General features: G+C 37.5%; 10 protein-coding genes. 3 read left to right on the top strand and 7 right to left on the bottom strand.

What is annotated here, in order from left to right; all coding sequences use genetic code 11:
• Positions 1-7: 7 nt before the first annotated feature.
• Entirely contained in the window at positions 8-1,456 is a 1,449-nt protein-coding gene (locus ACR8BL_RS22755; RefSeq protein ID WP_434749658.1) for a TOTE conflict system archaeo-eukaryotic primase domain-containing protein, read from the bottom strand.
• A 337-nt stretch (positions 1,457-1,793) separates the two neighbouring features.
• Between ACR8BL_RS22755 and ACR8BL_RS22750 the strand changes: the two genes are divergently transcribed.
• The 3 genes from ACR8BL_RS22750 to ACR8BL_RS22740 are packed head-to-tail and all read left to right on the top strand — an operon-like array spanning position 1,794 to position 2,819.
• On the top strand, positions 1,794-2,090 hold the full coding sequence (locus ACR8BL_RS22750) for a hypothetical protein (protein ID WP_434749657.1): 297 nt from the start codon (positions 1,794-1,796) through the stop codon (positions 2,088-2,090).
• Complete coding sequence (locus tag ACR8BL_RS22745; protein WP_434749656.1) at positions 2,077-2,412, top strand: hypothetical protein; 336 nt, start codon at positions 2,077-2,079, stop codon at positions 2,410-2,412. Before ACR8BL_RS22750 ends, ACR8BL_RS22745 begins: the two co-directional genes overlap by 14 nt.
• The gene (locus ACR8BL_RS22740; protein ID WP_434756446.1) at positions 2,409-2,819 is read left to right on the top strand and encodes a hypothetical protein; all 411 of its coding nucleotides are present in this window, start codon (positions 2,409-2,411) and stop codon (positions 2,817-2,819) included. Before ACR8BL_RS22745 ends, ACR8BL_RS22740 begins: the two co-directional genes overlap by 4 nt.
• Positions 2,820-3,235: 416 nt before the next feature.
• On the opposite strand, the gene ACR8BL_RS22735 is transcribed toward ACR8BL_RS22740, so the two are convergent.
• The 6 genes from ACR8BL_RS22735 to ACR8BL_RS22710 all read right to left on the bottom strand — a co-directional run bounded on the left by ACR8BL_RS22735 (position 3,236) and on the right by ACR8BL_RS22710 (position 13,305).
• On the bottom strand, positions 3,236-4,126 hold the full coding sequence (locus ACR8BL_RS22735) for a tyrosine-type recombinase/integrase (RefSeq protein ID WP_434749654.1): 891 nt from the start codon (positions 4,124-4,126) through the stop codon (positions 3,236-3,238).
• A gap of 122 nt (positions 4,127-4,248) precedes the next feature.
• Positions 4,249-5,145 carry a hypothetical protein gene (locus ACR8BL_RS22730; protein ID WP_434749653.1) on the bottom strand — a complete coding sequence of 299 codons (897 nt, stop codon included), beginning with the start codon at positions 5,143-5,145 and terminating at the stop codon, positions 4,249-4,251.
• 171 nt (positions 5,146-5,316) lie between these two features.
• Positions 5,317-5,925, bottom strand: a complete 609-nt coding sequence (locus tag ACR8BL_RS22725; RefSeq protein ID WP_434749652.1) for a type IV toxin-antitoxin system AbiEi family antitoxin domain-containing protein — start codon at positions 5,923-5,925, stop codon at positions 5,317-5,319.
• 183 nt (positions 5,926-6,108) lie between these two features.
• A complete protein-coding gene (locus tag ACR8BL_RS22720; protein ID WP_434749651.1) occupies positions 6,109-8,793 on the bottom strand; it encodes a DEAD/DEAH box helicase family protein in 2,685 nt (894 codons plus the stop codon).
• Complete coding sequence (locus ACR8BL_RS22715) at positions 8,790-10,412, bottom strand: site-specific DNA-methyltransferase (protein WP_434749650.1); 1,623 nt, start codon at positions 10,410-10,412, stop codon at positions 8,790-8,792. The genes ACR8BL_RS22720 and ACR8BL_RS22715 overlap by 4 nt, the downstream gene beginning before the upstream one ends.
• Positions 10,413-10,428: 16 nt before the next feature.
• Positions 10,429-13,305: an SNF2-related protein gene (locus ACR8BL_RS22710; protein WP_434756444.1), complete on the bottom strand. Its 2,877-nt coding sequence runs from the start codon at positions 13,303-13,305 to the stop codon at positions 10,429-10,431.
• Positions 13,306-13,393: the final 88 nt, after the last annotated feature.

Below are 13,393 nucleotides of genomic sequence, written 5' to 3'. Positions count from 1 at the left end.
AATATCCTCATTGCGCTTTTTCCTGCTTCATATTAAGCATCATATAATACTTATAAAGCTGAACAAGCACTTCCTGATAGATTTCGTTCCATGTTGAAGATTGAACAAATACGGTAAACGACTCCTCCATATTTTGATTCAACAGGGCAGGAATCTTGTACAGACTTGCCAATGACTTCTCCTTCTTATAACTTCCTTTTTCTATTAGCTCCAACATACCCGACTTTATCAAAGCTTTTACTCTTCGATGAACAGTATTACGGCTAATGCCTGTCATTTTCTCCAGTTGCCTGATGGAAAAATGGATTTGACCATCTTCATGATACATGCGTCCCAGAATAAGAATAGCCCATGCTGTTTGCTGTAAAACGGGGTCAAGAATTTCTTCCATTGCTTGAATATCTTCCTCATAAAAGACAACCTCTTTAGCTCTTGTAGCAAAAAACTTTTTATCTTTCACATAAATATGATGAACATCTGTTTTCACATCTTGTTTAATTTCTTGCTGGCTGCTTTGCGAGCGATTCATTTTCTTTTCATTGAGCGCCCATGCGGTTACTTTCTGAATGGTTTCCGACTCTGAGAAACCTTGCTCCTTATAGTATAACGCGATTAGAAACTGATAATGATGCCTTCCCTTTGTATCGGCAGCATCTCGCACAGGAATACCATTATGGAGCAAATTTTGGGCTACCACAGACAATGTAGTACTTTTTAACTCATCTGCCTCAGCTACAGGAGATGAAATTGGTTTACTTGCTTTGCTGGTTTGCTTGGTAGAACGTCCTAAGGTCACTGTATCTTCAGGAACAGGAGCGTTCTCTACTATTTGATTGAGAATAGAAAAATGTTCCTTATGTATCGGCTGGATATTTAAAAAATATTGTACGGTATCCTCCATTGGTTGCAAATCATGCTGTATAAAGGTTGTACGAATCATTGTTTTTCTGTGTATCGCAAATGGTAGTTTGATGGCACGACTTTTCTCTTTTTGTTCTGGTCTTAGTTCAATCTTTTTCCCCTTAGTTCCAAGCTGCCCGATAATATATTTACCAAAAGACACTAATTTAGATATGGGAACCGGCTCCTCAAAGAACAACCAGATGTGCCATCCTTTTAAACCGCTAAACTCCACGTGTAGATCTTGTGGCATGAAACCCGTCTCTTTTAATAATTGAAGCATTTGTTTCGGGATAGCAGGGTCATTTTCATCAATATCAAAGCATAGGAATTTACTTGAATTCCCGATGTAGAAACAACCCACGGTTTTCTTTCCAGCTAGATGCGACTTTACAGTACTATCTACAAGCTTTTTTGTAGAGGTACGATATCTTGTTTGTTCCCCTTCTCCATATTGCTCAATATAACCGGTACGTTCACCAATAATTAGTCTATTGACTTGGTTTAGTAATGCATCGTTATGTTGTTGTATTTGTTCTTCTATGTAATATGACATATATCTAATCTCCTTCAATTTATGGGTTATCTGTAAGGTGCATTATGTTGAACAAAACCTGACAGATGAAATTTGTAGAGTTATTATATATGTGCAAAAAGTAAAGTCAAATTCCAGATTTATTCCTTGATTGGGACACAAGCATCTGGGACATAACCACCTGAGACACAAAACTATATTTCTTTCTTTTAAGAACCAGACCATCATTAAAACAAGAAGGTTAAGAAGAGTGTGAGTAATAGAGATATCTAGCCTTGGCAAGAGAGGAAGAAGCAGCTATACTGGTCCCTATAGATAAACTGGATAAAACTGGATTGTGAAAAGAGGAGGAAAAACAATGGAGTTTATAACACCACATAACACAATGATTTTCGCAATATTTCTAATTGGTCTGTCCGTGCTATACAAACATATAGAACATAAATTGCTACAACACATGCATAAAACACCCGAACTATTCCCTAACGTTGGAAAAGGATACCGATACCGTTATCAGCAGCTCTATCGTGAACAATCAGATGTAAGACATATTCATTTTTTTGATGATGAGACAGTCATTGCAGAGCTTGAAAAGATCAAGCCATATCAATCAACAAGTAAGAAGGAGGGGCGCACTCCAAATGAATTTAACTAACTTAAAAGTTGCCTTTTACATGCGAGGAGAAACCCCACGAACCATTAACAAACAGTACCTTACGTTACAGCAGTTTTGTTTTCATTATCAGGTTCCTTATGGAGATGTCATTGTCTTAAAAGATATTGCAAAATCAGATGCTCCACGACCCAAGCTTGAACCTATCTTGAATGGCTCTATGAAAATTGATGTTTTGGTTGTACAGTCATATCATATTTTGCATCTTTATCACGACAGGTTTCTTCAAATTTCGGAACAATTGTCGAAACATGATGTTGCACTGCTAATATTAAATGAGCAAGCTGAAATGGATTTTCTATGAAGTATTACGGAAGGTTACATTTAACCAACCAGAAATTATCTCTGTTGCTGGCAATAGCAGTCCTGTTCGTTATTTTCAACTTAATGGTCTGGATAGATTTCAGCTTGGTTTATTGGCTTACACCCGTCATTATTATTATTGTGCTGAGTTATGTAGATTTATTTTTTGCTGAAAAGAAATCGAGTGCTTTCATCTTGGAAAGCGAAATTGTTATTCATCGTGTTTATGCATTCGGCTTGTTTATTTATGTTTACCATAAGCGATTAACCAATAACGAAGCTGAAGCTATCGTATATTATTTAGATAAGCTGGAATCACAAGGTAATCAACCACTAAGTATTGAAACTATTAATAAGCTTGTTCATGCAGATATTATTTTTTATCGAAATCTACCTGTTTTTTCTTGAAACAAAGCAACTTTTATATGGTAATTTGATGTTATTAAGGCAATTAAGATGTGGTTGCCTATATTCATTTCATGAATGTAGTGATTAGCATTGACGGTGTATATTAAGTATAGTGACAGCAATCCAAGTGTTTGAAATACCGAATCATATCATATCTATCAGATACAATAGATACAATGCAAGTATTATATACAGTGCATATAGCGAATACATGAAATAAAACAAACAGATTGCATACAAACTATTTAACTGCTATATCTTATACCGCCATTCTGTATAAACGACTCATTGCATTCAATGTACCTGACAAATGTAATCTATTCGATATGTTTATCTGTTGACATTCCATAAAAAAACCAAGCAATTGCACTGATTTTTATCAGCTTGCAATTAGCTTGGCTTGTTGTGCTTTGTTTTTACATTACATCATCAAGTTTTCGTAACACATCATTCAATTCTTCTTTACGGTGCATCGTATAAATTTCTGTCGAAGAGGTATGTTTATGACGTAGAAGCTCCTGCGCTTTTTTGATATTTCCTGTTTCGTCTATAATGCGTTTTCCAAAGGTATGGCGCAACTGATGACAGGTGAATTCAACTCCTGATGTCTTACTGACCCGTTCAATCATTTTAACAGCTGTACGTTTACCAGCATGGGCTGATTTTTGACTGACAAAGAGGTATGAGCTAGCTGCAAATCTGCTTTTGGCTCGTGCAGCAATCCATTGGTCTATGGCTCCGCGTAGTTCAGCACTTTCTAACGCTAACTCTCCGTAAAAACCGCCCTTACCTTCTCGGACGATAACCTTTTGCTTGCCTGGTGTACGAATTATATCCGTAAGCTCCAGATTCAGCATTTCTTCCTGTCGTAAGCCAAGATATAGCATAAGGTAAATCATGCATCTATCTCGGTTCCGCAAAAAAACGCTAGGTTCCTTTTCAATACCCTTCCGAATATCTCGAATTTGATTTTTGCCGAGATATTTAGGTTCCTGCCACCGCTCCATATCTGCTAATGCTTCATCTTTAACTGTAATGACTTCTTTTAGCTGCCCTGTTGTTTGTAAAAACTGAATCCATTTACGTAGGGCAGCAAGTTTGCGATTGATTGTTTTAGGATGGTTTTTTTTCATCGTCCTCAAATAAGATTTATATTCCACTACAAGTAACTGAGTAACAACTTCGGATGAATCAGGAAGGGCATCTCGCCATTTTTCATATTCAGCAATTACAGCAGTGTAACCAACAATTGTTTTCTGCCGCATCTCCTGTTGTTTGAGGTATAGGGTAAAGTCCAATCGGCTCATCTCCTTTTACATTCTGTAACCTATTTTTTCTTTGTAGATGGCTCTCTAGTTGAACATTCTGTATCTATTTATACATGAAAAGGACACACAATCAAAATTGTGTGTCCTCATGGTTACTTCTATTATTTGCAAATGTATTGCAGAGCCTCTTGACCTGATTTGATAGTTGCTAAGCTTTCTAAATCTGTTCTATTAAGCTCCACCAGAAGTGAAACATAATCACAATTAATATCAAATATAGACTCAATGTCTCTTGCATGAACGTCCTGTTCAGCCCAAAAGTCTATTGCCAGATGCTCATGTGAATCCTTCTGTACTGTACAAACGGTTTCGTTCAGTTGTGCGTCAATATAATAAATCCCTACCACTTTTCCAGCTTGGCTTTCATTTACTTTATGTACTAAATCAGCAATGCCTTTTTCTCCTAGCATCATGTCAAGATTAAAATACTTGCTCTCCATGTCATGTACAATTAGTTGCTTTACACGATACTCAACTTGGTCACAATTAATGAGCTGCTGTTGAAAGTCAGTAATGGTTGCTGGGTTAGGAGTATATTCAGGATATGTCTGCGTCAACGGTAAAATATAATTAGAGCAGAAATAGTCCGTTACATCCTTGAAACTATTTAAATGACCAGACATTTTTCTCAAATGCTTAGAAGGAATATCAAATGTTGTTAATTTGATTATTGCTTCGTTAATTTGTTTACCTTGTGTTGAATCATGATTTCTAAAAAAATATGCCTGCTCTTCGTTAACAATTTCAAAGTTATTTGGTTCATTAATCGTTTTTATTAAAGCAAAGGAAACGGTTTGATCTGGAGTATGTACCTCGACGGTTTGTACAATTGGTTGTTGAATTAATTGCATAGCAATGGACAGTATTTCAAGAGATGCAACTTCAATTTCATTTGATGTAAATATGTAGCCTTCACTTGCACAGCCATTTATTTCTTTTCTACTGACTGAATAATTTGTTGTTTCTTTACTGAGTTTGTTTAAAAATAAACTTGACATAAATAAATTCCTCCAATGGTTTTTTGTATGTTACTTACTTGATATATGTACTTTTCAATATATTTCAACGCTTCGAGGTAGCTGCTTTTTCACTTCTTTCCTCGATTTGTTGATCAGCATCATATATGGAGAACCTATTGGATGTCAAGTGTTATTTTTAAATCTTAGTTATCAGATCAGCACCTCCAGATATTTTTGCAAAACAGTTCGAATTCTTAGCTTGTCTGCATAAGAAACAAGCCTAGTAATATTTTTAGAGGGAGATTGAAGGTAATTCCTCAGCCCTTCCTTCATCAAATCAATTCCAATCTTCTCACGGTACCGCACCATGTCACAAATTGTCTTTTCACGGTCATAAATTTTAACAATACAGCCATCAACATTAACTTCAGCAATTCCAATACTGTACTGAGCATCTGCCAAATAAATAACTTTGATAGGAGGATAATCAGGAAGCTTTGGCTTTTTACTGCCACGATGAATAGCAATTTGGTATTCCCAAGGGTTATAGGTTGTCAGTTCATAGTAGGAAAGAGCAGAGAGGAGACAAATAACCCCTTTGGGAACCAGCTTCGATACTTCAACGATTTCATTAGGCGGTTCATTCACTTCACCAGCCTGACGGTAACCCCCTTGCTTCACCCGTTCAATTTCACCAATGGACTCCAGCTTTTTTATGTAATAAGGCGATATACCAGCCGTAATAAAATCTTTTGTGCGTGCGAAGCCATGATATTCTTCTAGTACTTTTATTGCCGCAGTAATAATCTGTTCGTTCATGCGCTCACCACCTTTCACCAATAGATAAAGAACTATCTCATCATAAAAAGTATTCAAGATTGCTTTATAATTTCCTTTTATTATTCACAAAATATTCTGCACTTAGACGTAAGAGCAGAAAAATACCCTATAACATTTCGCTCAATGTTATAGGGTAAAGTACATTAATTATTCAAAAAATGTTTACTTGAACAAGTACCGCGACTTAAGACCTTCAAGAGTCATATTCTCTTGAACATCAGAGTGGGGAATAAGGAGATAGCTCCATTTCTTACCACCATGCTCCAACTCATGTTTCGAAGCGTGCGTACACCATTCCAAAACTGCGCGCGCTTTGGCTTGCACAGTGGAATCTTCCATTTCTTTTTCTTTCTTGATTTCACAGATGTACTTTCCTGTTTTAGTTTCAACAACAAAGTCAGGCTCATAGATACTGTTATGGTTATAATAAATCTTGAAATGCTCAGCAGATGGTTTCAACCATTTTTCGACGTTAGGGTCATTCTCGCATATGACTGCAAACTTGCGTTCACTATCCGAATCGAATTTCTGTTCAGGGTAGAGACACTTAATAAACCCGCCAAAAACCATGCTGCGAATACGAGATTTATCTTCAACTGGCTGACGGAAGGGCTTCACGCCTTCTGCTAACAAAGTTGTATAGCTTACTGGCTTAAAAGTTGTAAAACCTCTGCTTACTTGTACCTCATAAGCAGTTGCGGTTTCATAGTAATTATTCTTCATTTGCGAATGAATAAGTTCAGCCAATCGCCCTCGATTATACTGTAAAACATTCCGAACTGCATGCTCGTCAGTCAAGTAACTTTGTAAATGTTGAACCATTTGGTTGCTTAAGCTATAGAGTAACGCAGAATGATCATCATAAGAAATATCTGAATAATCGATAAGTGCAGCAACAAGATAATCTTCCAATCTTTCCTCGACAGCTAAATTGTTATTGCGTTGTAGAACTTCACGCTCATGAGTTCTTAGATGCTGAATTAATATGTGTTCATCTACTGGCTGTAAACTTACATTTGAAACCTCTACATTGAAATTATGATATCCCCAAGTCAAATCACCAACAGGTTGAACCACAATTCTTGGGATATCAATGCTATGCTGTATCGTTTGTTCAACTAACGCTTCTACAACTTGCTCAATCAAAGCAGTTGTCTGTTCTGGGAACAAGTCCAATTGATTGACGAGATATTCCGACCGTACTTCTTCAATCAATTGTTGCTTAATTTCTCCTGTTGCCAAATGTTTTGAGCTTGGTAGATGCTCATAATTTTTCATCTTTCTTTGAGCAAGTTCGAATACATTCATTACATCATTTGTTTGTACAGGATTGAAATCATTGTTAGTTGCTTGTACAGCGCTGACTTTTGCTTGGACTTGTTCAACAACAGCTTGCCCGAGCTTTGGATTTGAAGTTATCGTTTTTTTCTGTTCTCGTGCTATATCTTTACCAATATAGACACCGTTACGAATGATGGAATTAGGATTATTCGCTTCATCAATAATGTCTTGAAACTTATCATGCGCAATAATCGTTAGTCTATCTACAGCTTTAACGCCAGTTCTCTTTCCATAAGGAAGTCTCAGTCCTCTACCAATTGATTGTTCGACCAGGGTTTTAGAATTGGCAGCACGTAGAGGAATGATCGTATAAAGATTGGTAACATCCCAACCTTCTTTAAGCATGTTGACGTGAATAACGATTTCTGTTTCCGAAACCGGATTTTCCAGCCTCATCAATTCTTGAATTGTCTCGTCCTTCTCCTGACCGCTTTGATTGGAATGTACCGTTATAACCTTATTTTTATAACGTCCTTCGAAGAATTCATCTGATTGAATGATATCCATCAGTTTGCTCGCATGAGTAGTATCCTGCGCAACAATTAGAATAAATGGTTTTACAATCGGCTTGTGATTCTGCCGTGCATATACTTCCAATTCAACTTTAGTTTCCTCGTGTACCAGAATACCATCATCTAGCTTTAATCGCTCCAACTGATCTTCTGAATATTGTGATGCATTAAAATTCTCACGAGTAGCAACGGCTGGCTCCTTAACAAATCCATCTTCCATTGCTTTATGTAACGGATAACTGTATATCACATTTTTAAAAGGAATAGCTCGATTGCCTGACTCCACTTGCGGGGTTGCCGTTAATTCTAATCCAAGAATTGGCTTTAATTCGTTCAATACTTTGATTCCAGCAGAAGCCCGATAACGATGAGATTCATCCATCAATAGCACCAAATCAGGTAAGGAAGCAAGATAGTTAAAATAACTGTCACCAATATATTCTTTGAGTCTCTTTATACGCGGTGCCTTACCACCGCGTACTTCTGAATTAATTTTTGAGATGTTGAAAATATTAATGTGAACTTCATCATTGAACATACTGTATTGATTGCGGTTACCCAGTCCATCTTCGTAATTGTCACCTGTGATAATAACAGGAAGCACAGTAATAAATTCAGCTATTCCTTTAAACACATACTTTGGTGTATTGGGAGTAAAGTCTTGTATCAGCTTGTTATAAATCGTGAGATTCGGCGCAAGGACAAAGAAATTTTTAATTCCTTTGCTTAGATATAAATAAGAGATGAACGCTCCCATTAATCGCGTTTTTCCGACACCAGTCGCTAAGGCAAAACATAATGATGGAAACTCACGCTCAAAATCAGATACAGATGGATACAAAGATTTCACCTTATCCAATTCCATTAGTAAGCTTTGACTGTCGTAATTACCAAGCTCAGTAGTATCAACAATATCTGAAAGTATTTCTAATGATTCTTTCTGTGGATTTCGCAAGCTAAGTCTAGCGGATATAGCGTTTATAAGTTTGCTCATAATCCTTCCCCTTCACTGAACAGCTCCAGTTGTTCCAACTTTTCTGGTTGAGGAAGCTGTGCAACATTCAAGCTGTAGTCATCTCTACCGAATTCACATCTATTGAGAATAGAAGCAGGAATTTTTTGGAATGTTATATTTGGAAAATCTACTTCATTCAAATTAAATGCTTTACAACAAATTAATAACGTCTCACCTTCACCTAATGAATCGTGAATTTGTGTAGCAAGTTCTCTTGTCATTAACTGAGTTGTTGTATAGATATAATCTGTTTCAGTCGACCATCCTTGTTTCCAATAAACTGCTTCGTCTGGTTCATAAGTAAATCCATGATGCTTACACATCGCTTCAGCCAACATAGGAGCATTATATTCTTTGTTAATGATCCAATTTCCAAACTTATCCTTTTCCAATAAACTCGGCGCAAGACGATAATACCTAAAACCACCACCGCCTTGCCAATTCACTTCTTTGGTTATGCCACCTTGATCTGTACCGTCAATTACTCGCTTCATTCGGGGAATGATATGAGTATGACAATGTTCACCAAGCTCGATCATTATCCATCTTCGTCCCATTTTGTGGGCTACAGCTCCCGTAGTTCCTGAACCGGCAAAAGAATCAAGGACAATATCTCCTGGATCTGTTGATAAATGAACTATTCTCTGTATTAATCTTTCAGGTTTAGGAGTATCAAATGCATTTTCCGCACCGAAAAGTTCATTAATTTCTTTCTTAGCCTCTTGATTATGTCCAACTTCTGCATTTGTCCACCATGTCCAAGCTGCCTGTCCTTGCGATTCGGACAAATAAGTCTTTTGTCGAGGAACAGAGACTCCATTTTTACCAAACCATAATCTACCTTCGTTGAGGTAATGTAAATAAACAGATTCAACATTTTTCCAACAACGACCTGCAGGCGGAGTGTACTCAGCTCCCCCTGGTGTAACAATCGTATACATTTGATTAGGTCTGTACCCCTGAGCTGTAAAGTCCGTAGACATCCAAGGACCACGAGAATCATTATCAGGGTTCTTATAAGCGTCCTTTTGCTTTCCTGTTTTAGGTAGTAATTTCAATATCTTTTTAAACTCGGATAAATTTCGAGCATATACTAGTATATGATCATGTCCTGCACCCAATGTCGCTCTCATATCTGGGGAAGTTCTCTTTTGCCATACAATGTTTGCAACAAAGTTACTTCTTCCAAATATTTCATCACATAATACTTTTAAATAATGACTTTCATTGTCATCAATTGTTATCCAAAGAGATCCATCTGTCCGCAATAATGACTTAATTATCTGCAGCCTGTCACGCAACATAGTCAACCATAATGAATGTTCAATTCCATCATCATAGTGTTCAAAAGCACTACCTGTGTTGTAGGGAGGATCGATAAATATACATTTTACTTTTCCTGCAAACTCTTGTTGTAAAGACTTCAATGCTAATAAGTTATCACCGAAAATAAGCCGGTTATCAAATAAGTCATTCTCACTGTTTCTTACATCAGCATGATGTGACTTCTCTGTATATTCAAGCAGTATCCTTGGCTCTAATCGCGGCTCTTCATCCTTACCAATCCAAGTCAATTCCAACTTTGTCTTCTTACTCATCTCCACACCCCAATTGTTAAACTAACTGCCATTTAATCATGAATATTTGCTTCTTACTAATCTTTTGCTCAAGCTTCTTCTCAACATCTTGAAACAGTAGTTCCTTTTGACGGTCAATCTCGTCCTGTGTATCAAATAAATTGCGGCGTAACTCACTTCGATGTTTTTCACGTTCTCGAATAGTTTTGTTAATCTCAAGCTTCACAGTAATTTGTCGTACCAACCTTGCCTCTTTTTGAAGCTGTGCAATTTCTGCATCAAGCTCTTTTAATTCAAATTCAAGCTTGTTCTTTAAATCTTGTGACCATTTATCTAATCTTTCCAGTTCACGATCAAGAAATTCATTTGTTCTTTCTTGTATACCCCAAAGAACTGCTGATTGCTGTTGATTATTAATGATGCTGAGTTGCTCTGCGACATGTGTGTTCACATTTTGCTCTTGCTCATTCAGATTAACCTCATCTGCTGGAAGATCAAATAACTTTTCGCATAGCTCTTGGTCGAGCTGAATCCCATTAGAATCTATTGCTGAGAAAATAATATGTTCTTCATCCTCAGCGGTACTTACATGTAGAAAACTAAGGGATAAGTATCCGCTGCTTCCAATTCTGGTTTGAAGTAAACTCACTTTCCCCGCATAATCAGAGTATCGAAAAACAAGCTTCTTCATTGGCAACTGGCGGCTCTTGGCTTGTTCAATCCAGGTTTCAGCCAACGGATGACCTAATCGATAATGATGCACATGTTCACTTGATGCATTTTTCTTCACTTGTGATATCAGCTGATATTTGTCCTTGTTGTTGATGAGTTGGAAGCTTAAATGATCCTCATTAAAATGTGCTTGCGAACTTCCTTCAAATACCGATAACTCCCATAAATAGCGTTCCATCTTGTTAAGTTGAAGAGTTGTCTGCTCATAGTGATTCCTGAGCTTCTCACGGACTTCATCATCGAAATTTTCGAGCAGACTCTTTCTTGTTTCTTTCATTTTGCACTGAATCTCTTCGTCAAGTTCGAGTTGTAGTAGATTAAACGCTTCTTGAATTTCTTCGGAAGAACGACAAGTTTGGTATATCTGCTGAATTCTTTTTTCGAAATCAACACCTGACTCCAAGGACCCCAAGACTTCATCAGAGGATCCAAATACACCGTCAAACAAGCTAAATTTTTGTGATAGCAGTTCAAATACTCTTTTATCAGCCGCATTTTTACGGTTTAAAAAGTTGATTACCACTACATCATACTTTTGACCATAGCGATGGCATCTACCTATTCGCTGCTCAATTCGCTGTGGATTCCACGGCAAATCATAATTGACCACTAGACTACAAAATTGAAGATTGATGCCTTCGGCAGCTGATTCTGTAGCAATCATGATGGACGCTTCGTTTCGAAAGTATTCAACTAATGCAGCTCTTGTGTCCGATGTTTTGGAGCCAGTAATCTGGTCATCATCTTGATGTCGAATAAGCCAGTCATTATATATCTCTTTAATCTCAGGAGAATTATTTGTACCATTGAACATCACTATCTTACCATCATAACCGTTCTCTTCTAGCATTTCTTTCAAAAAGGCTTGGGTTCTTCTGGATTCAGTGAATATAACCGCTTTATCATTGGCACCAAGTTCACGAAGTTTCTCAAATCCATTTGATAGAGCGACAAGCAAAGCTTTACCTTTCTCATTTTCTGTGATGGAGTTCGCTAACTCATAATAGGAAAGCAGTTCTTCACGCTCACGTAATAGTAAAGCTCTTTCCATTTTATGATTCTCGATAGCATCAGACTGCTCATCTTCTTCAGTCCATTCTTCCAAGGTTGAATCCATTTCATCAATATCATTATAAATACATTCTAGCTCTTGTTCGCTGCTATTCTCCTCTAATGAGGTTTCAAGCCTTCTAATCAACGAAAGCAACGTATCTGAAATCGCAAACGATGAGGATGCAAGAATTTTGCGAACCACCAATGTCATTAGATTACGTTGGCTTCTAGGCAAAGCAAGTATATCCTCACGTTGAAGATAAGCAGATACCTTTTCATACAATTCCCACTCCAATGTACTAGAAGTGAACTCCTGAACAAGAGGAATTCTCTTCGTATAAGGCACATATTCCGTCACTTGTCTCCGTAAGGTTCTATGACAGACGGGTTTTAACCTATCCTTTAAGTCGAGAAAATCAAGTTTTGTCATTTCTTTGGTGCCATGCCCGAATTGTTTACGAAAAGTTGATTCATCACCAAAGAGGCGAGGATCAATGAAACTCACCAATCCGTAAAGCTCCATAAGCGAGTTTTGCAACGGCGTAGCCGTCAAAAGCACTTTCGGAGAACCATCCGTTGCCTCCCTTAATATCCTTGAAATCTTGTTTGACTTTTTATAGACATTACGAAGACGATGAGCCTCATCTAAGATGATCAAATCCCACTGTGTTCGTTTAAGGTCTGCCGCCTTATTGCGAGCAAACTGATAGGAAGTAATGACAATGTTATCTTTTTGCTCGAACGGAAAGGCAATTCCCTTACGAACATAATCATTGTAGTTTTTACTTTCCATAATTTCAGAAGGAATGTAGAACTTCTCGATGAGTTCACGGTTCCACTGTTTTCGTAGTGGAGGAGGAACTATGATCAGAATCTTGCGCTTACGTTCTGCCCATAACTGGCTAATTATCAATCCCGCTTCGATTGTTTTACCTAGTCCAACCTCATCCGCAAGAATTGCCCCACGTTCAAGCGGAGCGCGAAAAGCAAATAACGCCGCTTCTACCTGATGAGGGTTAAGATCCACTGTCGCATTTATTAAAGACTGACTCAACCGACCGACCGTATTGGAGGCATTCTGCTTAGTCAGTTCATATGCGAAATATTGACTATGATACGCTGTACTCATTAAAACGCCACCCCGTAAGTTACTATTCTGTAATTATACAAGAACAGTAATGGTTTCGACAGAGTTGGTCTTAATTTCTTGTTTCCAA

This window comes from Paenibacillus amylolyticus, from assembly GCF_051136285.1.
Classification (GTDB): domain Bacteria; phylum Bacillota; class Bacilli; order Paenibacillales; family Paenibacillaceae; genus Paenibacillus; species Paenibacillus amylolyticus_F.
Note: the sequence above shows the minus strand (reverse complement) of the source record. Positions and strands in the feature narration are given on the sequence as shown.